At 42.4% G+C, this 22,136-nt stretch carries 23 protein-coding genes; 14 read left to right on the top strand and 9 right to left on the bottom strand.

What is annotated here, in order from left to right; genetic code table 11:
* The first annotated feature begins 101 nt into the window (after window positions 1-101).
* Together AC0VYV_RS21785 and AC0VYV_RS21780 are read left to right on the top strand one after the other, a co-directional pair.
* A complete protein-coding gene (locus AC0VYV_RS21785) occupies window positions 102-914 on the top strand; it encodes a DUF3100 domain-containing protein (protein ID WP_475374303.1) in 813 nt (270 codons plus the stop codon).
* A gap of 1 nt (window position 915) precedes the next feature.
* A complete protein-coding gene (locus AC0VYV_RS21780; RefSeq protein WP_475374302.1) occupies window positions 916-1,371 on the top strand; it encodes a hypothetical protein in 456 nt (151 codons plus the stop codon).
* Between the two features lie 52 nt (window positions 1,372-1,423).
* Here AC0VYV_RS21780 and AC0VYV_RS21775 read toward each other — a convergent pair whose 3' ends face one another.
* Entirely contained in the window at window positions 1,424-2,533 is a 1,110-nt protein-coding gene (locus AC0VYV_RS21775) for a DUF2515 family protein (RefSeq protein ID WP_475374301.1), read from the bottom strand.
* 301 nt (window positions 2,534-2,834) lie between these two features.
* On the opposite strand from AC0VYV_RS21775, the gene AC0VYV_RS21770 reads away from it, so the two are divergent.
* Window positions 2,835-3,956: an HD domain-containing phosphohydrolase gene (locus tag AC0VYV_RS21770; protein WP_475374300.1), complete on the top strand. Its 1,122-nt coding sequence runs from the start codon at window positions 2,835-2,837 to the stop codon at window positions 3,954-3,956.
* A 31-nt stretch (window positions 3,957-3,987) separates the two neighbouring features.
* Here AC0VYV_RS21770 and AC0VYV_RS21765 read toward each other — a convergent pair whose 3' ends face one another.
* Window positions 3,988-4,932 carry an ATP-grasp domain-containing protein gene (locus AC0VYV_RS21765; protein WP_475374299.1) on the bottom strand — a complete coding sequence of 315 codons (945 nt, stop codon included), beginning with the start codon at window positions 4,930-4,932 and terminating at the stop codon, window positions 3,988-3,990.
* A gap of 139 nt (window positions 4,933-5,071) precedes the next feature.
* Window positions 5,072-6,304, bottom strand: coding sequence for an aminopeptidase (locus AC0VYV_RS21760; RefSeq protein ID WP_475366220.1), 1,233 nt, complete (start codon window positions 6,302-6,304; stop codon window positions 5,072-5,074).
* A gap of 265 nt (window positions 6,305-6,569) precedes the next feature.
* Here AC0VYV_RS21760 and msrB point away from each other — a divergent pair, with 265 nt between their 5' ends.
* The 3 genes from msrB (at window position 6,570) to AC0VYV_RS21745 (ending at window position 9,702) form a co-directional block, all read left to right on the top strand.
* Window positions 6,570-7,520 (top strand): peptide-methionine (R)-S-oxide reductase MsrB, encoded by a 951-nt coding sequence (msrB, locus tag AC0VYV_RS21755; protein ID WP_475367540.1) that lies wholly within the window; start codon window positions 6,570-6,572, stop codon window positions 7,518-7,520.
* Entirely contained in the window at window positions 7,517-8,515 is a 999-nt protein-coding gene (locus AC0VYV_RS21750) for an NAD(P)/FAD-dependent oxidoreductase (protein WP_475374298.1), read from the top strand. The genes msrB and AC0VYV_RS21750 overlap by 4 nt, the downstream gene beginning before the upstream one ends.
* Before the next feature lie 137 nt (window positions 8,516-8,652).
* Window positions 8,653-9,702 (top strand): GGDEF domain-containing protein, encoded by a 1,050-nt coding sequence (locus AC0VYV_RS21745; protein WP_475374297.1) that lies wholly within the window; start codon window positions 8,653-8,655, stop codon window positions 9,700-9,702.
* Here the strand turns inward: AC0VYV_RS21745 and AC0VYV_RS21740 are convergent.
* Together AC0VYV_RS21740 and AC0VYV_RS21735 are read right to left on the bottom strand one after the other, a co-directional pair.
* The gene (locus AC0VYV_RS21740) at window positions 9,699-10,427 is read right to left on the bottom strand and encodes an MBL fold metallo-hydrolase (protein WP_475374296.1); all 729 of its coding nucleotides are present in this window, start codon (window positions 10,425-10,427) and stop codon (window positions 9,699-9,701) included. The genes AC0VYV_RS21745 and AC0VYV_RS21740 overlap by 4 nt on opposite strands.
* A gap of 305 nt (window positions 10,428-10,732) precedes the next feature.
* Window positions 10,733-11,155 carry an organic hydroperoxide resistance protein gene (locus AC0VYV_RS21735; protein ID WP_194218250.1) on the bottom strand — a complete coding sequence of 141 codons (423 nt, stop codon included), beginning with the start codon at window positions 11,153-11,155 and terminating at the stop codon, window positions 10,733-10,735.
* Window positions 11,156-11,317: 162 nt separating this feature from the next.
* On the opposite strand from AC0VYV_RS21735, the gene AC0VYV_RS21730 reads away from it, so the two are divergent.
* Together AC0VYV_RS21730 and AC0VYV_RS21725 are read left to right on the top strand one after the other, a co-directional pair.
* The gene (locus tag AC0VYV_RS21730) at window positions 11,318-11,764 is read left to right on the top strand and encodes a MarR family winged helix-turn-helix transcriptional regulator (RefSeq protein WP_194218251.1); all 447 of its coding nucleotides are present in this window, start codon (window positions 11,318-11,320) and stop codon (window positions 11,762-11,764) included.
* An 81-nt stretch (window positions 11,765-11,845) separates the two neighbouring features.
* Window positions 11,846-12,295: a MarR family winged helix-turn-helix transcriptional regulator gene (locus AC0VYV_RS21725; protein ID WP_276511785.1), complete on the top strand. Its 450-nt coding sequence runs from the start codon at window positions 11,846-11,848 to the stop codon at window positions 12,293-12,295.
* Window positions 12,296-12,341: 46 nt separating this feature from the next.
* On the opposite strand, the gene AC0VYV_RS21720 is transcribed toward AC0VYV_RS21725, so the two are convergent.
* Window positions 12,342-13,298: a YndJ family protein gene (locus AC0VYV_RS21720; protein WP_475374295.1), complete on the bottom strand. Its 957-nt coding sequence runs from the start codon at window positions 13,296-13,298 to the stop codon at window positions 12,342-12,344.
* Window positions 13,299-13,375: 77 nt separating this feature from the next.
* Between AC0VYV_RS21720 and AC0VYV_RS21715 the strand changes: the two genes are divergently transcribed.
* Window positions 13,376-14,251: an NAD(P)-dependent oxidoreductase gene (locus AC0VYV_RS21715; protein ID WP_475374912.1), complete on the top strand. Its 876-nt coding sequence runs from the start codon at window positions 13,376-13,378 to the stop codon at window positions 14,249-14,251.
* 93 nt (window positions 14,252-14,344) lie between these two features.
* Here AC0VYV_RS21715 and AC0VYV_RS21710 read toward each other — a convergent pair whose 3' ends face one another.
* Entirely contained in the window at window positions 14,345-14,653 is a 309-nt protein-coding gene (locus AC0VYV_RS21710) for a hypothetical protein (RefSeq protein ID WP_475374294.1), read from the bottom strand.
* 162 nt (window positions 14,654-14,815) lie between these two features.
* Between AC0VYV_RS21710 and AC0VYV_RS21705 the strand changes: the two genes are divergently transcribed.
* Window positions 14,816-16,102 carry an MFS transporter gene (locus AC0VYV_RS21705; protein ID WP_475374293.1) on the top strand — a complete coding sequence of 429 codons (1,287 nt, stop codon included), beginning with the start codon at window positions 14,816-14,818 and terminating at the stop codon, window positions 16,100-16,102.
* A gap of 197 nt (window positions 16,103-16,299) precedes the next feature.
* On the opposite strand, the gene AC0VYV_RS21700 is transcribed toward AC0VYV_RS21705, so the two are convergent.
* Window positions 16,300-17,217 carry a zinc dependent phospholipase C family protein gene (locus AC0VYV_RS21700; RefSeq protein ID WP_475374292.1) on the bottom strand — a complete coding sequence of 306 codons (918 nt, stop codon included), beginning with the start codon at window positions 17,215-17,217 and terminating at the stop codon, window positions 16,300-16,302.
* Window positions 17,218-17,375: 158 nt separating this feature from the next.
* Entirely contained in the window at window positions 17,376-18,332 is a 957-nt protein-coding gene (locus tag AC0VYV_RS21695; RefSeq protein ID WP_475374291.1) for an ABC transporter substrate-binding protein, read from the bottom strand.
* A gap of 166 nt (window positions 18,333-18,498) precedes the next feature.
* Between AC0VYV_RS21695 and AC0VYV_RS21690 the strand changes: the two genes are divergently transcribed.
* Genes AC0VYV_RS21690 through AC0VYV_RS21675 form a run of 4 tightly spaced genes read left to right on the top strand, consistent with a single transcriptional unit; the run spans window position 18,499 to window position 22,107 of the window.
* Window positions 18,499-19,509, top strand: coding sequence for a FecCD family ABC transporter permease (locus AC0VYV_RS21690; protein ID WP_475374290.1), 1,011 nt, complete (start codon window positions 18,499-18,501; stop codon window positions 19,507-19,509).
* Window positions 19,506-20,555: a FecCD family ABC transporter permease gene (locus tag AC0VYV_RS21685; protein WP_371017893.1), complete on the top strand. Its 1,050-nt coding sequence runs from the start codon at window positions 19,506-19,508 to the stop codon at window positions 20,553-20,555. The genes AC0VYV_RS21690 and AC0VYV_RS21685 overlap by 4 nt, the downstream gene beginning before the upstream one ends.
* 15 nt (window positions 20,556-20,570) lie before the next feature.
* Complete coding sequence (locus tag AC0VYV_RS21680) at window positions 20,571-21,371, top strand: ABC transporter ATP-binding protein (protein WP_475374289.1); 801 nt, start codon at window positions 20,571-20,573, stop codon at window positions 21,369-21,371.
* On the top strand, window positions 21,361-22,107 hold the full coding sequence (locus AC0VYV_RS21675; RefSeq protein WP_475368226.1) for an IucA/IucC family C-terminal-domain containing protein: 747 nt from the start codon (window positions 21,361-21,363) through the stop codon (window positions 22,105-22,107). The genes AC0VYV_RS21680 and AC0VYV_RS21675 overlap by 11 nt, the downstream gene beginning before the upstream one ends.
* Window positions 22,108-22,136 lie beyond the last annotated feature (29 nt).

Here is a 22,136-nt window from a genome sequence, read left to right as displayed (position 1 = left end):
CACCCCGTGTGTAAGAATAATCCATTTACTTTTAAGAATCTAAATATTAAGATAACAATAACTTTAGAGCTTTCATGCAGAAAAGGAAATGGGGGATATGGGTGTCAGATCAACTTAAGGGGATTTGGAAAGATTGGAGATTGCATTTACTTGTGTTTGGAATTGTTGCGTTAACAGAATGGATTGGCGTTTTTCAATTTACAGTAGGGTCAGGCGTTATTCTATTATTGCCAATGCTGTACGCCATGCTTATTGGACTCGGTCTGTTTTTTACACCAGTTGTTAAAAAAACGCAGGCGCTTCATGCTGAACCGTTAATTGTGCTTGGGGTAACGTTACTTATCGCAAAAATCGGCGTGATTATTGGACCGTCCTTACCGAAATTAATCGAAGCAGGTCCCGCTTTGCTTCTGCAGGAATTCGGAAATTTAGGTACGATATTCATTGCTCTGCCAATTGCTGTTTTTCTTGGACTGAAGAGAGAAAGCATTGGCATGGCGCATTCTGTAGCAAGGGAGCCAAACGTTGGGCTGATTGTTGATAAATATGGCTTTAATTCACCTGAAGGACGAGGGGTTATGGCCATTTATATATTTGGTACAGTCTTTGGAGCTGTATTTATGGGAGTGATATCTGGGTTCCTTGCGACAATTACACCGCTCCATCCATTATCGTTCGCAATGGCTTCTGGGATTGGAAGTGGAAGTATGATGGCCGCTGCAAGTGGTTCGCTCGTTGCTGCTTTTCCTGCATTTTCAGACGACATTATTGCATTTGCAGGTGCGAGCAATTTGCTGTCGCTCTCAACAGGCTTATACATGAGCATTTTCATCGGTCTTCCTTTAACAGAAAAAATGTATCAGCTGCTAACAAAAGAAAAGTCACCTCAGGCGAGCATGAGGAAAGGAGCATAAGATGCTATTAAAAAATGTACAAGAGTGGACGTTATTATTAGTGATTTTCGGCTTGATTGCAGCTGTGGGAAACTGGATTGGGTATAGTGTGTTTCCGGTTTCAGCATTACCTGGTATGCTCGTTTTAATTGTCATTTGTTTAGCTGGGCTTATTCTTCAGCACGTTCTTCCTGTGAATATTCCAAGTGTTGCTTACATTGGTATTATTGGAATTCTTCTTTCGATGCCAATCATGCCAGGTTCTGAATATGTCGTAAAGTGGACGGAAAATATTAATATCCTTGCCCTTGCGACTCCTATATTAGCTTATGCTGGTATAGCAATCGGACGCTCCTGGACAGATTTTGTTAAGCTAGGCTGGCGAAGCGTAGTGGTCGCTATGTTTGTCATGGTAGGAACGTTTCTAGGTTCTGCCCTCATTGCTGAAGTAGTTTTGAGAATCCAAAACATTATCTAATCAGAAAAAACTTCCCGTGCGGAAGTTTTTTTATTGGAAAAGAACGGGTCTTTTATATGCGACAGAGTTTTTCGAGGCATTCAATTGAGTGACAGTAGGTTTTCGCGACGTTTCCTGTCAAATCGGGAGCGGGTAACGAAAATAGGGACAGGGCTGAATCATTTGTAAACCAATCCTCTCGATTGGGGGGCTCGTGACTGACTTCCTTCCAAACAGATAAAAGAGGGCTATAAATACGCGGGCCTTCTGTTACCTTGCACTTTTCGATGGTGCGCTTTTCTCCTGGTATTCCTTCCTTTACCGGATGGAAAAAATGTGGCCAAAAGTCTTTACGTGAACCAGTATGCGGATGATGTGATGCCCAATCTAAAATGTCGTTGAGGATTTCTTGCTTAGAAAAGAGAATCTGGTAGAGACGCTTTCCAAGATGGATCCGTTCCTTAACATAAAGAAAATGATTGGCAGTTTCACCAATTAGCTGAATAGAGGTATTATCATTCCTCGGAAATAATATCACGTTCATATTGAAAACATTCTGTAGCTGAAAAGGCAATGTTTTAAATACTGACTGATGGAAGTCGTCATTCTTTATTATGCGTGAATCGATGTAGTGTTGTTCATTGATAATCAGAGCTGTTGAAAGGATATCACAGTCCTTTTCAATCCAGAACCTTCTCCATACAACACTCATAAAAGAAGAGACGTGAAAAGCAGATAGTAGGTGAAAAAGTGGTTTCCTTCTTTTAATACTTTCTTGATAAACAAGAAGCTGAGGATAGGCATCCTGAAAAATAAGCCAGTTTCCTCGTTCCAAAAAAGAGAAGAAGGATATCTGCTGATCTACTGATAATAGGTGGGGGAGATATTCACCTTGTAGATCAGTCATTGTCCATCCTGCGTTCCGAGATACGAGATGGGCAAGGAAAGCCCAATGAATTTCTGGATGTTGGAAAAAGAAATTCAGATAAGCTTTGGTTCGAGTGACGTTATTTACATTTGCACGCTCTGTTTTTTCACGAATGGCTTGAACGAGCTGCTGCTCCTCCGCCGAAAATGAGGTGGGAGTTGAATGAGTGTTGATCGCGTTTTTTAACTCGTATATGAGAGGAGCAGATAGACTCTTTTTCTTTTGTGGTAGAAAGAATGATATTAAGGACTTCACAACTTTTCCACTCCCTTGTTTGCCTTTCTATATACGTATGAATGTAGAATCAGGAAAGAAGAAAGTCTTTCGAATGGTTTTGTTAACAAGGGATGCCTACTTGGGTGAGTGAGATCAAATTGTACCTATTTGCAACACAAAAACTGGTTGTGATTGTGGGTTTTCTATCTTCCTTTATCTACCACTAAACTTTGGATAAGTGTATGATAGAAGTATTCATAACAATTGCACGTTCATATTTTACTATTTGGCTCATTCACACGAGTAGAAATGAGCACGTTGAAGGAGGCCTAATTGCTACATGTCTCATGGCCGATTAAAAAGAGAGCTTCATTCTGAAGAGCTTCTCGAAATTATCTTTGATTATGCATCTCGTATCACGATTGAGAACAATCTGGACCGACTTCTGATGCTTATGGCTGATATGGGGAGGGATCTGACGGTTGCTGACAGATGTACGCTCTGGCTATATGATGAGAAAACAGATGAATTGTTGGCAAGAGTTCCTCATGGTATGGAAAAAATTCGTGTTCCTGCTACGAGCGGACTTGTAGGCTACGTCTATCAAACAACAAAGTCACTCGTAATCGATGATGCTTATGAGGACAAGCGGTTTTGTGCAGAGTTGGATGTGAAGACAGGCTACCGAACGAAGTCAGTCATGATCATTCCTCTTACGAATAAGAAGAATCAAAGACTTGGAGTCTATCAGGTCATCAACAAATTAACCGCTGATGAAGTATTTACAGCTCAGGACGTAAAGTATTTGAGCCTTGCAGCTTCTTATACAGCTCAAGCGCTCGAAGCTGTGTTAATGAACATTGAGATGGAAGAGGCTCAACGAGAGATCATTTTCAAAATGGGCGAAATTGGGGAAGTTCGTTCACAGGAAACAGGAGCTCATGTTAAACGAGTAGCGGAGTATGCAAAGTTTCTGGCGATGAAATCCGGATTGAGTGAAGAAGAAGCAGATCTCATTAAAGTAGCTTCACCGATGCATGACATCGGGAAGGTAGCCATTGCTGATGCGATTTTAAATAAGCCTGGTAAACTATCGGAAGAGGAGTTCAATGCGGTAAGGGAACATGCTAATATCGGCTATAACCTTTTGAAAAATTCTAATCGCAGTATACTAAAGGCAGCGGCCGTTATTGCCAAGGAGCACCATGAGCGTTGGGACGGCAAAGGTTATCCAGAGGGACTAAGTGGCGACGACATCCACATCTATGGCCGGATTGTTTCTGTTGCTGATGTTTTTGATGCGCTTGCTACGGATCGTCCTTACAAAATAGCGTGGAACGCAGAAAAAATTCTCGCTCATTTTAAAAAGGAGCGAGGAGGCCAGTTTGATCCCAATCTTATTGACGTTTTTTTAGCAAATATAGACGGTTTTCTCCAGATAAAAGAGCAATACAAAGATTAAGAAGCAAGAAGAGCGCCGGCGGCGCCCTTCTTTATTTTTGTAGAGAATGAAGGTTAGAAAGTTCCTGTGCGAGCGTTTCAGCGATGGCTTTCATCCCAGAAATACCTGCTTTTTTCTCTGCATCGGCATTGTAGTTCGTATTTGTGTTCACATCATAAGTAAACAAATCGTCACGCTCATTTTGAATGCATTCAATTCCTGCAAAGGCGATTCCGTTGGCTTTTAAGAAAGCTTCATAATTGGCTAAAACAGGATGATCGAAGTTTTCAATGATTTCAAATTTAGGAGCAGGTTCTTCTGTTGTCGGACAAAAAGAATCACCAACCTGACAAGCATCAGCTGGACATAACTCAAAACCTCCAGACGTATCGACACGAACGGCATAGAGGAATTTTCCGCCTACAAACTCACAGCGAGTAATCGAAGCGTCAGGAGCCTGAATGTACTGCTGAAGCAATGTGATCCCATCAATCGAATCTTCAAACGCATCACTCATCACATAGCCCTTCAACGTCTCTGGATTGTTAAATAGCTGAACGCCGAGTCCTTTTCCAGCTCGGTTATGCTTCGTAATAAATGGCTCAGAAAATGCATCAGCTGCGTTCACAAGATGATCCTTTCCGACAGCTGCAATCGTTTTTGGTGTAACGACCCCATGTTTTCTAAGGGCTGCGTATTGGGCAACTTTACTGACTTCAAGGGCTAGTGCGCGGCTATCGTTTAATACTCTTCGCCCATGACTCTCAAGCCATGATAGTACTGCTGCAGTATATTCGGGTGCATAGCGATGATCACGAGTGTGGGAGGATGCACTCATCCGATTATAGAAAACACCATCTGGTGGTACGTCACTTAAGTCGAAATTTCCTTCGCTCAGAAACCAATCTTCATATGGGACGTTAAGCTGTTCAAGTTCATGCTTAAGGGGCTTTGTCCATTCCTCGTTCTCATGAATGATATATATTTTTGCGCTCATGTAATAACCTCCTTTTTTATAACCGTTAAAACCTATCATTTTACTCAAGTATAAAGGAGTTTTCATCATAATCCCAGTGAAAACGTTCTATCACCTGTCCCAAAATAAAAAGCAGAGCTCGTTTGCTCTGCTTTAAAAACTAAATTGCCCAGTTTCCTTTGCGGAACACTGGTTCACTTGTCCCGTCTTCTTTAATTCCATCAATATCCATTTCTTCTGAACCGATCATAAAGTCGACATGCGTTACACTTTCGTTAGCTCCTGCCGCTTTAAGCTCTTCTTTAGACATGTTTTTTCCACCTTCAAGACAGAAGGAATAAGCATTCCCAATCGCAAGGTGATTCGAAGCATTTTCATCGAAAAGCGTGTTGAAGAAAATGATTTCTGCATTCGAGATCGGTGAATCATGAGGAACGAGCGCTACTTCACCGAGATAGTGAGCGCCTTCATCCGTTTCGATTAGATGCTGTAGTGTTTCATTGCCGTTCTTCGCTTCTGCTTTTACAATGCGTCCTTTTTCAAATGTAAGCGTGAAGTCCTCAATGACTGTTCCGCCGTAGCTAAGGGGCTTTGTTGAGGACACAACACCGTTCACACCAGTTTTATTCGGAATTGTAAACACTTCTTCTGTTGGCATGTTCGCAACAAAATGATCGCCTTTCACATTCTCACTGATTCCGCCAACCCACTGGTGAGCCTTTGGAAGTTCAATAGAGAGGTCTGTTCCCGGCGCACGATAGTGAAGTTTGCTGTAATGCTTATTGTTTAGGTAATCTACCTTTTGTTCAAGGTTAGCACTGTGCTCTTTCCATGCCTGAACCGGATCGCCAGTTGAAACACGAGTGGCCTGGAAAATAGCTTCCCATAACTTGGCTTCCTGTTCTTCCTCTGGTGCGTCAGGGAACACTTTCTGAGCCCATCCTTTAGAAGGAACGGCAACAACTGACCAGCTATTATGATCAGACATCATATAGTTGCGGTACCCTTCCATCGCCTTGCCTGCTGTTTTGCTTGCATTCGAAATGCGTTCAGGATCTACACCTTTTAAAAGATCTGGATTAGAAGAGGTGATTGAGAGAAAAGCCGCTCCGTTTTCTGCCATCTCTTCAAAGCCCTTCGCTTTCCAGGTCGGAAATTCTTTGAATGCTTCGTCAGGTGCTTTGTCAAACTTAATACGAGTTAAGGTTTCATCGTTCCATTCAACGTGGACATTTTTAGCTCCAGCTTCATAAGCGCTTTCAGCAATGTTTCGAACAAATTCGGCTGATGTCAGAGGAGCGTTTACAACAAGAGTTTGTCCTTGTTGAATATTTACTCCTACTTTAACCGCTAGATCTGCGTATTTCTGTAGATTCTCTTGAAACGTAGCCATAGTCGAAGATCTCCTTTTTTCACGTAGTTATACTTCTAAATTGTAGCAGATTTCTTGATTTTTAGTAAATTATTCCCTGATTACCTACTCATAAAGCAAGTTTCTGGCAATAAACCGTCCATTTCGGATATGTTATATGTAAAGTGAATACTTCCATCAGGAGGAGGTGGTTCATTTCCTTCTGATGGTTAGACGAACCAATCGAACCTTTAGTAGCACTTAAGGGTAGAATAAATCTTCTATATTGGAGTGGTAGAGAATGAGTATGAATTATGAGCTTGCAACATTTGCTGGAGGATGTTTCTGGTGTATGGTTGAGCCATTTGAAGAAATGCCAGGCATTCAAAGCATCGTATCTGGCTATACAGGCGGAGAGAAGCCTTATCCAACATACGAAGAAGTCATTTCGAAAACTACCGGTCATGTTGAGGCCGTTCAAATTACATTTGATCCTAACGTCTTTCCATACACTAAACTACTTGATCTATTTTGGCGTCAAATTGATCCAACAGATTCAGGCGGGCAGTTCTTTGACCGCGGTGACACGTACATCACAGCGATTTATTATCATAACGAAGAGCAAGAGAAACTGGCTGAAGAGTCTCGAAAAGAGCTAGAAGAAAGTGGACGCTTCTCAAAACCGATCGTGACAAAAATCCTCCCAGCCAAGCCATTTTACCCGGCTGAAGATTATCATCAGGATTACCATAAGAAAAATCCTGCCCACTACAATCGCTACAAAAAAGGATCAGGTCGCGCTGATTTCATAGAGAAAAACTGGGCGTATGAGAAAAACGATGACGAACTTCGCAGTCGTTTAACAGATATTCAATACGAAGTGACACAAAAAAATGGAACAGAGCGTCCGTTCCAGAATGAGTATTACGATAATGCCAAACCAGGTATCTATGTTGACGTTGTTTCTGGTGAACCACTGTTTAGCTCAACGGATCAATATGATGCTGGCTGTGGCTGGCCGAGTTTTACGCAGCCGATCAACAATCATTTTGTGAAAGAAAAGAAGGATTTCAGTCACTTTATGATTCGAACAGAGGTGCGAAGCAAGGAAGCCGATTCTCATCTCGGTCACGTATTTAATGATGGTCCTTTAGAGAATGGTCTTCGCTATTGCATTAATTCAGCAGCAATGAAATTCGTTCCAAAAGAAAGTCTTGAAGAAGAAGGATACGGCGAATACCGAGTTCTATTTGAATGAGAAAAGTTGATGTTGCGATTGTAGGCGGCGGTGTTGCTGGAATTCTTGCAGCAAGGAAATTAACCGAAGACGGGATTAATGTCTTAGTACTTGATAAAAGCAAAAGTGTCGGTGGCCGGCTCGCAACGAGAAGAATAGGAGATGGTCGAGCTGATCATGGGGCACAATTTTTCACCGTTCGAACAGATCAGTTCCAGCAATTTGTCGATGAATGGGAACAGAACCAATGGATATCAAGGTGGTTTGGAGACAAACATGCAAGATACAAAGCAACAAACGGTATGAATCAATTAGTAAAGAATCTTGCTAGTGGAGTACCGCATCAATTAAATAGTAAAGTTGAGCAAATTGAGCGGGCTGAAGAAGAGTACGTCGTTATTTCGGAGAAAGGTGAGCGAGTCCAGGCAAGCCTTGTACTTCTTACTCCACCAGCTCCCCAGACGCTTCAGCTTCTTGAAGTGAGTGACGTTCAAGTATCGGATCAATCGCTTCAGTCGCTCAACCAAATAACATTCGATCCTGCGGTAGTTGGCCTTCTGACTTTTAAAAAAGAAGACGAAACCAGGCTACCTCCTGAAGGGCATAAGGATTCAGATTTGCCTGATGGCATCGAGCGTATGGTTGATAATCGTGTAAAAGGTATTTCGGATGAACGTATTATAACGGTCTATGCAACTCCTGATTTCTCAAAGAGTTTTTATCATTATGAGGATGAAGCTGTTTTAGCTGATATCCTGAAAAAGATAGAGCACTTGCTTCCCCTTGAGTCGTTGGTGTCTCAACAATTAAAAAGATGGCGATATGCTCAAGCAGTGTACGTTCATGATCATCCGTTTCTAAACGTTTCTGATAAAGAGGCTATCTTTGTAGCAGGGGATGCATTCTTACATGAAAATGATCAAACCGGACGAACGCGAATCGAAAGTGCTGTTATATCAGGGTTAGCAGTAGCAGAAGAAATAAAGCAGTTGATGAAAAGGAAGACTTCCACGTGAAGTCTTCCTTTTTTTTCTGTATTCATCTTGTTCGAAAGTTTTGAAAACAGCCTATTGTTTCGTAACTTTTGCGTTATAATAAATGTAGTGGAAAAATTTTCATACTTGAAATAAATCAAGGTGAAAAGGGTGAAATAATGAATGTGATAACAAAAAACGACCATATAATTGAAAAAATCTTATCGCTTTTCCGATGGGTTTTTCTTCTCATTGCAGGGGCATATTATTATATTTTATTACAGGGCAATAGCATCGCTTTTTTGAGTTTGCTTATATTTGGTTTTGTTTATATGGCAGTCGCTGAATATGCGCTTCATCGAACGCCTTTAAATTCAAAACGATACCACTATATGACGAAAGTGAGTGTCGCTTTTGATTACATCGCTTTTCTATGGCTTATTGTGTTGACTGGAGGCGGAGGGAGTCCACTCTTTCCCATCGGATATTTAATTATCCTCCATGTTGCAGTGTATTGGAAATTTAGCGGAGGTATGATTGCAGCGCTTTTTCTAGGTGTTGGTTATACAGGAGTTCTTATTTTTAGCGGTTATTCGTTTACGGGTGAGGACCTGATTTCATATCTTCTAGATTTTATGTTCCTTATATTTATGGGGATTCTTGGCGGGATTATCGTTTCAAGAGAACGGAAGATGCGCTCCAAGAATACTCAATTAGAAGACATTGCGCGGAAAGATTTTTTAACAGATCTATACAATCATCGCTCCTTTCAAGAAGATTTACGTTACTGTGCTGAGCAGGAGAAGCCAATTCTTGTTGTTCTTGCCGATTTAGACTATTTTAAATCGGTGAATGATCAATTTGGGCATCTAGTTGGCGATAATGTACTCCGTAAAATAGGCGATGTATTAAAGAAACAAATTGGAACAAAAGGCAGAGCATATCGATATGGCGGAGAGGAATTAGCGCTTTTGTTGGATGCTGAGGATGTAGAAGAAGCGAGAGAATGTTTGCTACATATTCAGGTACTCATCAGAAACATGACCTTCACTGCAAAGGGCGAATATTTCAGTGTGACAATGAGCTTTGGAACAGCACTTTATCCTTTAGAAAATGGCATTATTCCATGCATGAAACTCGCAGATGAGCGGTTATATCTCGCAAAAAAACAGGGGAGAAATCGAATTTATTGGTATGATCAATATACTGAAAAGGATCACGTCTACTAGCGTGATCCTTCTTTATTTATGATCGAGGTAACGATATGTTTAGATGAATTTTCGAAAAGTGAGAAGTAGTTCAGCACATGCCGACTTGGAAACAATTCTTTCTGAATGACGGATGCCGGCTTGCCATCGTTATGTTTTGCAAGAACCTGGTCTTGAATGGAAAGAAGATAGTAAAGCTTTTCCTCTAATCGTCTGCGCCCGTTTGGTAATATACCAGCATGCGAACAAAAAACAGTCTTAAAGTCTTGTGATAGTACTTTTTGGAGTGATTGAATGACGTCTGGAATTGATTCAAACGCGAAAATACTTTTTGGTTGACTCATGACGTAGAGATCACCTGTAAACAGCCAGCCTCGTTCCTTCTCAAGAAGAGCCAAGTGATCTGGCGCGTGACCAGGCGTGTGAAGTAAATCAAATGTATGATGCTTTGTTACGACTCGGTGCTCGATTCCCCTAGCTTCGAATGGTTTTCGGGAGCCCCAAAAAACGCGCCTATAGAGTGGGAGGTGAGGTCTCGCACGACACAAAGGAATGCCTTCAGGATGAATATACATCGGTATTCCTGAAGAAAGCATCGAAGCATTGCCTGTATGGTCCTCATGGTGATGCGTTAAGATTATTTGGGTATAGTTCTCCTTAGAGAGAAAATCCATTATTTCTTTTTGAAGGCGGCTAGGTCCGCAGTCGATCAAGAGCTCATCTACAAGGTACATATATACGTTCATCCGAACGCCCCCAAGCTGAAAAGTCCCTTTTACAGCCTTAACCCCCTCGAATTCTGAAACGGTGAGCACAATCCATCACACCTTCCGCTAATCTACTTCTAGTATAGCGATTTTTGAGGAGAAAAAAACCTTCTCTCCTAGTTGGAGTGGTGTGGATATTGGCTAAAATTTGATTTTATTGTCCGAAATCGAAATTTATTGGCCAAATATAGATTTTATTAGCCAAATTCCATTTTTATTGGCCAAAACGCTCAAACAGTAAAAAGAGCTGCCGACACTCGGCAGCTCTTTCCAGTGATTGAAGCTTACTTCGCGATTGCTTCTAGCTCCACTTCCATATTTCCGCGCGTTGCTCTTGAATAAGGGCAAGTTTGGTGTGCCGCTTCAACAAGTTCGTTTGCTGTTTCTTGATCGACACCTGGAATTGTAACGTGTAGCTTCGCACTAAGTCCGAATGCGCCGTCTTCTTCTTTTCCGATTGATACGTGCGCTTCTACTACCGTATCTTTGATTTTAATTCGCTTCATGCGTGCGACCATATTTAAGGCGCTATCGAAACAAGCTGCATAACCTGCTGCAAACAATTGTTCAGGATTTGTTGCTTCTCCTCCCTGACCGCCAAGTTCTTTTGGCATACGAAGGTCCATGTTGATGACGCCGTCCGATGATTCTACTTTACCCTGTCTGCCGCCGTGTGCTGATGCTTTTGCAGTATATAACGATTCCATAATAAAATTCCTCCTAATAATTTAAGTTGTGCACAATTTAATTTTACAAGATTAAATATATCTCATCGTTATTTATCTGTCAACAGAAAGCGATCATGTTGACATAACAGCCAAATCGGGATAAGTTGATTGTGCACAACTTATTGTAAAGAAGGGGTTATCATGAACCATAACGAACAATTAAAACTAGAGAATCAGCTCTGTTTTTCTGTATATGCTTGTTCAAGGGAAATTACGAAGATGTATCGTCCTTATTTGAACCAGCTTGATATTACGTATCCTCAATATCTCGTTCTCCTTGTTCTTTGGGAAAAACATGAAACAACCGTTAAGGCGCTTGGCGCGGAGCTTTATTTGGACTCAGGTACGTTAACTCCCCTGCTAAAAAGAATGGAAGAAGCGGGTCTTGTGATGAGAGAGCGTTCGAAAGAAGATGAGCGCAGAGTGATGGTTCGTTTAACATCAAAAGGGGAAGGGTTGAGAGAGGAAGCTTCGATCATTCCAGACGCTATGGCGGCAAACAGTGGTTTATCAAAAGAGGAATTCACGAAGGCATTATCTGGCTTTCAACAGCTGTTGGACCATATTCATTCCGTGAATGAAAAATAGTAGCAATTTTCCAGATTAAGTTGACATAAGTTATTGGAATTAAGTATAATTATCTCGAATTCAAGATATTACGAGTTAAGGGTGAACGTTATGAATGATAAAGATCGTGAGCTTTCACTAAAGCTATTCATTGTCCTGGCTAGATCGAATCGCTCTGTTACAGATCATATTAAAACGGATATTCAAAGCTATGGATTAAATCCAACGGAATTTGCCGTGCTTGAGTTGCTTTATCACAAAGGAAATCAGCCGCTACAGCAAATCGGTGAGAAAATTCTACTTGCGAGTGGAAGCATCACCTACGTTGTCGACAAGCTTGAAGGAAAAGGGTATTTGAAGCGCAATCCATGTCCGAATGATCGACGGATCACACATGCTGTTATCACGGATGAAGGTAAAAAGTTAATGGATCGAATTTTTCCTAACCATGAGAAACAAGTCCAGTCAATCTTTGCCGGTTTGGATGAGTCTGAGAAAGAAACGGCCATTACACTACTGAAAAAACTCGGTCACTATGCAGAGGAGCTATAAATTCCTCTTTATTTCTTAATATGATCCAAAAAACCAGCTTCTCACATTATGTAGAGAGGCTGGTTTTTTTGAGTACTTTTGTTTCCTGCATCGCGGTCACGCCAAGCAGGCCAAATAAAGAGAAGCCAAATGTGTTCACGAATCCATGGAAAAAGACCATTAAAGGAATACCGAGAATAACGGTTTCATTCACATGAGCAAATCCATAAATCATAGCGGAACTCATCGAGAATAGCAGAGAAGCGAATGAAATTGAGAGCAACATTTGAACGGAATAATCCAATGTTGGCACTAAATAGACGAGACAAAGAATCGAAAAAACGATGAGCGGTGTTACGAATTCAACGACTGAAATAAACTCAAGAACGGGCAACGAATCCGATAGTGTAATACCAACCGCAATGAAAGGTGGTCCGAATAGAACAAAGATCGCAATCGTTTTAAACCACGGCTGAATGGAAGGTGCTTTTTTTAGAAGCATTTTCCCGATGAACGCCATCGTAATGGGTGTAATGAAAGCGGCATAGTGGAAATGAATAGATGTGAGCAGTACGATTACATCACTAAAATGGAGAATCTGGATGCCTGACCGATGTAGAATGAGCCAGAGTCCCCCAATGCTTATGTACATCAACCCCAGTTGAATGAGAACTTCAAAAATTGTGCTTCTCTTCCATGTTTGGAGGAGACGAGAAAATCCGTATAGCGCAATTAAAATCGTCGTAAGAAACCACGGAACGGCTAGAAGTACAGCGAGCGTTCCCTGTTCAATAAAGAAGGAAACACCAGCAAGAACAGCTGATGGAAGCTGAATCCAGGTGGCATAACGATAAAAGGAGTTCTTTCTCTGTGGGACGAGATTTAAGGTTAACGGCACAAGTACAAGATAAGCGAACATTAATAACATCATGACATATTGAAGTGTATCGATTGGAGTTGTGAGTAATTTCGTGACAACGAAGGCTACCCAAAGAAATAGACCGGCAAAACTGCTTGTTTTCATTATGATTTCACCTCTCTTTTAGTGTACGATGAAGAGAAGTGATAGAAAAGGAAATTCTGGGAAGAGAGGCGATTGAAATGGATCGAAAGCCAGTACTAGGTTTTGTTGGGATTGGTGTAATGGGAGAAAGCATGGTTCGGAACTTAATCAAAGCGGGATATCGCACGCTTATCTCAACGCGAACAAAAAGCAAGGCAGAAGCGCTTATTCAAGAAGGGGCAGAATGGCAAGATGAAGTGAAGGACGTGGCAGCGAATGCTGACGTAATCATCACTATGGTCGGCTATCCTAAAGATGTAGAAGAGGTCTACATAGGTGAGAAAGGGATACTAGAACATGCTAAGCCGCATTCGATTCTAATTGATATGACAACTTCTAGCCCGGCTCTTGCTGAAGAAATCTATCAGCATGCCCTATCAAAACAGCTCTACGCGCTTGATGCTCCTGTATCAGGAGGAGACGTTGGGGCGAAGGAAGGGCGACTCTCCATTATGGTTGGTGGAGAGTTAGAAGTGTACGAAAAAGCTCAACCGATTTTCGAAGTGATGGGACAAAATATTGTTCTTCAAGGCCCAGCAGGCGCGGGACAGCACACAAAAATGTGTAATCAAATTGCCATCGCAAGTAACATGATTGGCGTTTCTGAAGCGATTGTTTATGCGGAAAAGGCGGGATTGAATCCGACAACAGTTCTTGAAAGCATAGAATCTGGCGCAGCTGGCAGCTGGTCGCTAAGCAACCTTGCGCCAAGAATGGTTTCAAATCGATTTGAGCCTGGCTTTTACGTGAAGCATCTTATTAAAGACATGACGATTGCTCTTGAATCTGCCAAGCAAATGGGCATGCTGACACCTGGTCTTGAGCTTTCGAAAAAGCTCTACGAAGATCTTGCTGAGCGTGGAGAAGAAGATAGTGGTACACAGGCGCTTGTAAAACTATTTCGCGATGCCTAATTGAAAACGAAAGACCCAGAGCATATGCTCCGGGTCTTTCGTTGATTATAAAGGGAAGTTTCCCTCTGTTATCGAATAAACTGTGGTAAAGGCTTATTTATCTTTTTTTTGGGGTTTGTCGATTTCTTCTGTTACAACAAACGCAAGATCATCATTTCCGAAAAGGGATAGGACGCCAATCACCGTTTGATCTGGGATATGCTCTGATTCTTCTTTTGGTACAACGAGTTCAATGCTTTGTTTAAGAGCAGGGTTATTCACCTGATCTGGATAAGCTTTTGCGTAAAGCGTTTCTGGATTTAAGTCATTGTTTACACACCACTGAGCAAAAACAAGAATCATCATGTTTTCATCACGCTGATAGTTTTCAATAACTCTGTCTTGAATTTCTTTTTGGTCCATAGGACGACCTCCGTTTCAATACTCTACCGCTAGTGTACTCGCAGCTAGAATATGTGGCAAGTCTGTCATTTGTAAAATGATCATGAAGAATGTTCCAGCCTGAAGAAAGAGGTGTCACGACCTGCTATGCTGAAAGGAATTGAACATCATGGAGGCAAAAAGATGAGAAAAAAAGAGATTCGTAGCTGGATGATGTATGATTTCGCTAATTCTGCTTTTGCAACGACGATGATGGCAGCAGTACTCCCTGTCTTTTATTACGATGTCGTTGCCAAGAATATTGACCAAAGCCTTGCCACATCATATTGGGGCTATTCGCAATCCATTGCCGTTCTAATCGTAGCTTTTCTTGCCCCGATCCTTGGTGCTATTGCTGACTATTCTAATTCAAAGAAAACATTTTTGCGCTTTTTTGCTTATATGGGAATGATTGCGAGTGTTTTAATGGCTTTCGTGGGTGAAGGCGGATATTTATTTGCTTCTATTCTACTAATCTTTGGAACAATCGGTTTCTCAGGTAGCAACGTCTTTTACGATGCATTCTTACCCGAGATCGCAAAAGGGGAGGAGATGGACCGCATCTCAGCAAGAGGCTACGCTTTTGGCTATATTGGCGGCGGGCTTCTGCTTCTCGTTAACTTGATGATGATCCTAAATCCATCGTGGTTTTTCCTTCCGAATACGCTTGTCGCGACGCAGCTTTCATTCGCAAGTGTTGGAGTCTGGTGGTTTGTTTTCTCGATCCCAATGTTCAAAAACGTGCATGAAGTTGAGCATAGTCAGCCGAAATTAAGCGGCTCCTACGTGACAATCGGTTTTAAAAGACTTCGCACAACCTTTAGGGAATTGAACCACTATAAACAGCTGCTTCTTTTTCTAGTCGCTTTCTGGTTATTTAATGATGGCATTTCCACTATTATTAAAATGGCGACGATCTATGGAAGAGATATCGGAATAGGAGCGAATGATTTGATTGCAGCGCTCCTCATTACGCAGTTTGTAGGCATACCGTTCGCCTTCTTGTTTGGCTACTTAGCGAAGAAAATTCGCCCGAAACGAGCGCTTATGCTAGCACTATGGATATATGTGGGCATCGTTTTACTAGGATACTTTATGACAACTGCTACGCATTTCTATCTACTTGCGATCATGGTCGGCTTCGTTCAGGGGGGTGCCCAAGCATTAAGTCGTTCGATTTTTGGAAGTATGGTTCCGGATCATCGTCATGCAGAATTTTACGGTTTCTATGGGATTTCAGCTAAATTTTCAGCGATATTCGGTCCGTTTCTCTTTGCCTTCGTTGGTCAGGTAACAGGCTCAAGTCGACTTGGGATCGTATCGCTAGTTGTCTTTTTTCTAGCAGGCATCTATTTACTTAGTAAAGTGAATATCGAAAAAGGGAAAGAGCAGGCGAAGATTGTGATGGTGAATGAAGGGGTGGATATGTAATTAGCAGAATCGCGGAATTAAACTTATATTCTCGGAATTAATGATGGTTTTCGCGGAAAAAAGTGAGATATCGCGGAATTATCGAGAAAATCGCGGAATTAAGTGGTTTTCTCTACAGTTCGCACTAGGTAACAGACCACAAATAAGGCTCTGAGCAGTATAACACTGCTCAGAGCCTTCCTATGACATGAAACCCCTTACAAAATGGGGTCGAAGTGCTTTAACTCAAGTGAAAGCGTGCAATCTTTTCCTGTGTCATATGAGCGGTTGCCGATTTGTGTTTTTAATTCAGTTAGGCAGTTTTCTTCGTTGTGCCAGTAATCATGAATAAGAGGCAGGATACTTGTTGCTTCTTCTTCCGCTTGCTCAAGCAGCTCTTCAAAGGTCGCGGTGGATTCCTCGTCTTTAATAGCTGGATGGATCCAAGTGGTGCCTTCACGATTTAAATAATCTTCATTGCCAATTTGTTTTCGATAGGAAAAGGAAGAGACTTGTTTCTTTAAAAGTTGATTTTTCCATCCGTGTGGATCGAATAATATTTTTAGCGCAAGGACCATATCCCGATAAGATTGAGGAATATAGTCGTCTGGCATACGTTCAGCCGTTTCTGGATAAAAGGTTTGGATCAATTCATACAGCATGAGTTCAATAGGAGGATAGAGTGATTTGCCAATGTGAATCTCTTGGTAAACGGGTGTTTTCCACGTTTCTACATCTTTGTATTCTTTCATCAAAATGGTATCTATAATAATTTCAAGCTGTTGATGTCGGTTGCCTTCAAGACCGGCACGATAGTGGATATAAGGATGCGTGTTTCGATCAAGAATATGATGTGTCACAAAGCCAAGGATATATGCGCGAAGCATCGGATCGTCCTGCTTTCCGTATTCAATCATCTCCATGAGGAATGAACCACAATGATCTTGATGAAGAACTGATCCCGCTTCTTGAACAGGCTTATTCTTTTTCCAGGGCCAGAAATTATGATAAAAGAAAGGGTCAGGTCCCTGTGCACCAAGTCGAAAGAAAGGCAGGTCACCTTTGATCGTATTCCATATGCCGGCTTCCATCGCAGCTTCTTCTCCGAATAAAATATGTGTCCAGACATTTGGCATCGATTTATCCCCTCCTTATATGGCTTTCTATTAGTATACCTGAAGAGAACCTGTCTTCTTGACATAATCTTCAGAAAACATTTCTCTTTCTTTTTCCCTTAAATTCATAAATTCAAGCATATTAAAAGCCCGGCGCAGGCCGGGCTACACTTCTTACTTTATTTACTTAAAAAAACGTCTTCAATATCATCAAGCATCAAGTTAGCCGAAATGACGCCACCAGACGTATTCCAGATCGCATCACTCACCTCATGAACGTTACCGTCTTTGACAACTTGAAGGTTATTCCATAATGGATCATTTGTCCATTCTTCCGCAGTGGAATTCGCTTCGCCGTCTCCCGCTTCATACGTGAAGTAGAAGAGCACGTCGCCATCCATTTCTGGAATACGTTCTTTCGTTACTTCTTCAGCAAAATCTTCTTTCTGCTGTGATTTTGGACGATCAAAGCCTAGCTGCTCAAGGATAACGCCAGAGAACGAGTCTTTGTAATAAATTCTTGTTTGGCCAGCTAGAAAACGAACAACCGACACTTTTTGATCAAGCTCATCGCCAAGTTCTTCACTCATGGAGTCAATGCGGTCGGTGTAAGCACTCATCACTTCTTCGCCTTTGTCTTCCATATTTAGTGCTTTAGCGTAGAACTTGAAATTCTCCTGCCAGTCGCCTTTCAACGTTTCTGAGTAGACGGTTGGAGCGATCGCGCTAAGCTGATCGTAGATGTCTTCTTGACGTAGTTTATTTCCGATAATGAGATCAGGTTTAAGTGCAGCGACAGCTTCAAGATTCACTTCACTTTCTGTTCCAACGACTTCAACATCTTTCATATCGTCCGAAATATGCTCATACCACGGGTCGCCGAGCCATGATTGTACTGCCCCAATTGGTGTTACTCCCATAGCAAGTAGTGCTTCTGTTCCTTCATTAGTTAAAATGACAACTTTTTCTGGCTTCTCTGGCACTTCTGTTTCCCCCATAGCATGTGAAACCGTTCGAGTAGACGCTTCTTCCTCCCCACCAGAGTTAGTAGCGTTCTCATTATTACCACCTGTGCCGCATGCAGCAAGGATCATAAGTACACTTAGACTAACGATGAGCCATCCTTTTTTTAACATATGTATATCCTCCTTGTCATTGATAATCGTTTTCATTTACGATGTAATCATACTGAATTGTCACAAATTAGTCAACAGGTAAATGAGAGTGATTCTCATATTCATTGACACGTTTTCATTCTTTTCTTAAACTTAAAAAGGATGATAAAGAAAGGGATTAACCTTTATGACGCATAAATTACACTCGATGAATAAAAAATGGTTCGGATTAGCAGTTGGCTCGTTGCTTGTCATAATACTGATGCTTGCGAGCGTCGTCTATGGCTTAACAAGTATTACATGGACAACGGCCTGGCAAGCCTTTACGCAGTTTAATGGAAGCAATGAACATATTATCATTATCGAAAATCGCGTTCCGAGAGCACTGATCGGGGCTGCCGTAGGCGCAAGTCTTGCTGTCGCTGGTGCTTTGATGCAGGCGATTACTCGAAACCCTCTTGCTTCACCGTCCATATTAGGCGTAAATGCGGGGGCGAGTTTTGTGATAGTGATTGCGGTCACCTTTTTCTCTGTTACGTCACTTGCAGCATTTAGCTGGTTAGCGTTTCTTGGAGCTGCGTTCGCTTCCATCATCGTGTACGTGCTTGGCTCATTTGGTAGAGAAGGGCTTACACCTATGAAGCTGACCCTTGCCGGTGCGGCCATTGCGGCGATGTTTTCCTCATTAACGCAAGGAATGCTTGTGTTGAATGAGAAAGCGCTTGAAGATGTTCTCTTCTGGCTGGCTGGCTCGATTGAAGGGCGCAGTCTAAATATGCTTTACTCTGTTATTCCTTATATTGGACTTGGCTTAGTCGGTGCGCTTTTGATCAGTCCGAAAATTAACACTCTGGTGATTGGAGAAGATGTCGCAAAAGGACTTGGACAACGTACCCTGCTTGTCAAAGCTTTCGCAGCACTTTTTATCGTTTTTCTTGCCGGAGGATCAGTAGCCGTAGCCGGACCGATTGGTTTTATTGGCATCGTCGTACCACACGTTGCTCGTTTTTTTACAGGACCGGATTATCGTTGGGTCATTCCGTACAGCGCAATCATTGGGGCGATTCTTTTGTTATCAGCTGATATTGCCGCTCGGTACGTAATTATGCCGCTTGAAGCGCCGGTTGGTGTACTAACGGCTGTCATCGGAACGCCATTTTTCATTTATATTGCTCGAAGGGAGTTTAAACAGCTATGATGAAATACACTTCCTTTCGAATGAAAGCTGTTTCTTTTCTACTAGATCGCCGCTCGCTTTGGGTAATAGCGGGACTGACTGGCGCTGTTATCATCATCGCATTACTTAGTATTGGCCTTGGGGAGATATTTATGACCCCGGATGAAGTGGTAAAGGCGCTATTTGGTTATGGGAATGAGATGAATGAGCTTGTTGTGAAGCAGTTCCGCTTTCCTAGGATCGCCATGTCCATATTGGCTGGAGCGGCCCTTGCTGTATCTGGCGCTATTCTTCAAGGAATGATTCGGAACCCACTTGCGTCACCTGATATTCTTGGCATCACTTGGGGCGGTGCACTTGCGACGATTGGTTTTCTTACGATCTTTAGTGATAAAGCGAATGCCCTTACGGTAAGCATTCAATGGTTGCCGCTCGCTTCCTTTATCGGCGCTATTTTAGCAGGATTTCTTGTGTTTGGATTATCATGGAAAAATGGTATTTCACCGATTCGATTAGTGCTGATTGGGATAGGGTTAACGGCATTGTTGCAGGCGCTAACGACATTATTGATGATTATCGGTCCTATTTACAGAGCGTCTGATGCAAACATCTGGATTACGGGCAGTGTCCACGGAACGAACGGCCAGGATGTTCTGACGCTGCTGCCGTGGGTAGTCGTTCTGATGATTATTTTAATGGTTTACTCAAGACGGGTGAATTTGCAAGAGCTTGGGGATGATGTAGCAAGAAGTGCAGGAGCGATGCTTTTAAAAGACCGCATTGCGTTACTGTTAATTAGCACGGCGCTTGCAGGAGGGGCTGTTGCATTTGCTGGTGGAGTCGGATTCGTAGGTTTAATGGCACCGCATATTGCGAGAAAGCTCGTCGGATCGTCTTTCGGTGTAGTTGTGCCGGTGGCTGCGCTTGTTGGTAGTATACTTGTGATGATTGCTGACTTAATTGGCCGCACGCTTTTTTCACCTTTGGAGGTTCCGGCTGGTGTATTCACAGCGGCGATTGGAGCACCGTATTTTATCTATTTATTGATTCGATCGAGAAACAAATGATGAGGAGGTGGCGACGTGTACGCACTGCAAACGAAAGATTTAACGCTTGGATATGGAGAACAAACCGTTATCGATCAGCTGAACTTATTGATTCCTAAAGGAGAGATGAGCGTTCTCATTGGTGGAAATGGATGTGGCAAATCAACGCTATTACGAAGTCTAGCTCGACTTCTAAAGCCGCATTCTGGAGGAATTGTTCTTGATGGAGAGGCTATTGCGAATAAGCCAACAAAGGAAATCGCTCGGAAAATGGCTATCCTTCCACAGTCACCAGTCGCACCTGAAGGCCTCACAGTTCTGCAGCTCGTTAAGCAAGGACGGTATCCTTATCAAACGTGGTTTAGTCAATGGTCTGAAGCGGACGAAGATGCCGTTCAAAACGCGCTAAAAGCAACGCACATGGAAGAGTTTGCTGAGCGTAATGTTGATTCCCTTTCTGGAGGACAGCGGCAACGTGCCTGGATTGCGCTTACCCTTGCTCAGGATACGGATATAATATTACTTGATGAACCAACAACGTACTTGGACCTCGCTCACCAAGTGGAGGTACTCGATTTACTATTTGAATTGAATAAAGAGGATAACCGGACCATTCTAATGGTTCTTCACGACTTAAACCTCGCTTGTCGCTATGCCGACCATATTATTGCTGTGAAGGATAAGGGCATTTATGATCAGGGGAAACCTGAAGAGATCGTGAATGAAGAGCTTGTGAAGCAAGTGTTTGGGCTTCAATGTGACATTATCGAGGATCCGCTATTCGGTACACCGCTTTGTGTACCACATGGCAAAGGGAGGAAGGTAAATGGTCGCTGAGCACCCGGTGTTTACGAGAGACGAGAAAGAAAGGCTGAAACAGTTTCGCCTGACTGTGGGTGAAAGCAGTGCAAGTTTAGTGCAGCTACACGATGAGCATCACTTAAAAGGTCTTCTTGAACAGCTCGTGGAGGAAGGCCATTTTCCATCTATAATTGTGGCGGGATCACAGTTTATGAAAAGATATGGTTTTATGACGGTTGTGCCGATACTGTATGCTTTTACGATGTGGGATAAAGCGATTCTGGCTGGAACTGATGAGCTTTGCTATGAAGTTAATACAGATGCGGAGCCCTGGATGATGAAGCTTATGATTGATAACGACGTAGACGTCACCACTAATCAGAAAGATCGTGTTGAAATAAGAGTAGCACTTGCCAATAAACTGATTAACGAGAACCTTGCTCCGTTTGTTGAAGCAATGGTGAAAGCGACGAAATTATCAGCGGCGATTCTATGGGAGAATGTGTCCATTTACTTGTTCTGGCTCTATGAAACTCTGATGCCATCTGAAGGAAATGAGGAACAAGTGCGTCGAGCTAAAGAAGACTTTCATTTCCTTCTCACGGAGTTTAACTGCACAAGTTTCACCTGCGGCGCAAACCCGTTCATGCCGTATTATTCAGAGAAAGTGAAGCGTGAAGAAGGAGAGATCCGCTTCCGCCGTACTTGCTGTTTGTACGATCAAGTATCGGAAGGTGGCGCGTGCTGTAAGACGTGTCCTAAAGCGCGCTAGGAGTGGTGACAGGCACCACCCGGTTTAGC

The sequence above is a fragment of the Anaerobacillus sp. QJM3NY_17 genome, assembly GCF_056173665.1.
Note: the sequence above shows the minus strand (reverse complement) of the source record. Positions and strands in the feature narration are given on the sequence as shown.

What these genes read in the sequence shown, in the direction of transcription:
- AC0VYV_RS21760 (WP_475366220.1), bottom strand. Translation starts at nt 6,304, where the DNA reads ATGGCTACGTTTCAAGAGAATCTACAGAAATACGCAGATCTAGCGGTT.
- AC0VYV_RS21740 (WP_475374296.1), bottom strand. Translation starts at nt 10,427, where the DNA reads ATGAACGTATATATGTACCTTGTAGATGAGCTCTTGATCGACTGCGGA.
- AC0VYV_RS21730 (WP_194218251.1), top strand. Translation starts at nt 11,318, where the DNA reads ATGAACCATAACGAACAATTAAAACTAGAGAATCAGCTCTGTTTTTCT.
- AC0VYV_RS21735 (WP_194218250.1), bottom strand. Translation starts at nt 11,155, where the DNA reads ATGGAATCGTTATATACTGCAAAAGCATCAGCACACGGCGGCAGACAG.
- AC0VYV_RS21695 (WP_475374291.1), bottom strand. Translation starts at nt 18,332, where the DNA reads ATGTTAAAAAAAGGATGGCTCATCGTTAGTCTAAGTGTACTTATGATC.
- AC0VYV_RS21745 (WP_475374297.1), top strand. Translation starts at nt 8,653, where the DNA reads ATGAATGTGATAACAAAAAACGACCATATAATTGAAAAAATCTTATCG.
- AC0VYV_RS21685 (WP_371017893.1), top strand. Translation starts at nt 19,506, where the DNA reads ATGATGAAATACACTTCCTTTCGAATGAAAGCTGTTTCTTTTCTACTA.
- AC0VYV_RS21720 (WP_475374295.1), bottom strand. Translation starts at nt 13,298, where the DNA reads ATGAAAACAAGCAGTTTTGCCGGTCTATTTCTTTGGGTAGCCTTCGTT.
- AC0VYV_RS21765 (WP_475374299.1), bottom strand. Translation starts at nt 4,932, where the DNA reads ATGAGCGCAAAAATATATATCATTCATGAGAACGAGGAATGGACAAAG.
- AC0VYV_RS21770 (WP_475374300.1), top strand. Translation starts at nt 2,835, where the DNA reads ATGTCTCATGGCCGATTAAAAAGAGAGCTTCATTCTGAAGAGCTTCTC.
- AC0VYV_RS21780 (WP_475374302.1), top strand. Translation starts at nt 916, where the DNA reads ATGCTATTAAAAAATGTACAAGAGTGGACGTTATTATTAGTGATTTTC.
- AC0VYV_RS21750 (WP_475374298.1), top strand. Translation starts at nt 7,517, where the DNA reads ATGAGAAAAGTTGATGTTGCGATTGTAGGCGGCGGTGTTGCTGGAATT.
- AC0VYV_RS21700 (WP_475374292.1), bottom strand. Translation starts at nt 17,217, where the DNA reads ATGCCAAATGTCTGGACACATATTTTATTCGGAGAAGAAGCTGCGATG.
- AC0VYV_RS21710 (WP_475374294.1), bottom strand. Translation starts at nt 14,653, where the DNA reads ATGGACCAAAAAGAAATTCAAGACAGAGTTATTGAAAACTATCAGCGT.
- AC0VYV_RS21690 (WP_475374290.1), top strand. Translation starts at nt 18,499, where the DNA reads ATGACGCATAAATTACACTCGATGAATAAAAAATGGTTCGGATTAGCA.
- msrB (WP_475367540.1), top strand. Translation starts at nt 6,570, where the DNA reads ATGAATTATGAGCTTGCAACATTTGCTGGAGGATGTTTCTGGTGTATG.
- AC0VYV_RS21715 (WP_475374912.1), top strand. Translation starts at nt 13,376, where the DNA reads ATGGATCGAAAGCCAGTACTAGGTTTTGTTGGGATTGGTGTAATGGGA.
- AC0VYV_RS21675 (WP_475368226.1), top strand. Translation starts at nt 21,361, where the DNA reads ATGGTCGCTGAGCACCCGGTGTTTACGAGAGACGAGAAAGAAAGGCTG.
- AC0VYV_RS21705 (WP_475374293.1), top strand. Translation starts at nt 14,816, where the DNA reads ATGAGAAAAAAAGAGATTCGTAGCTGGATGATGTATGATTTCGCTAAT.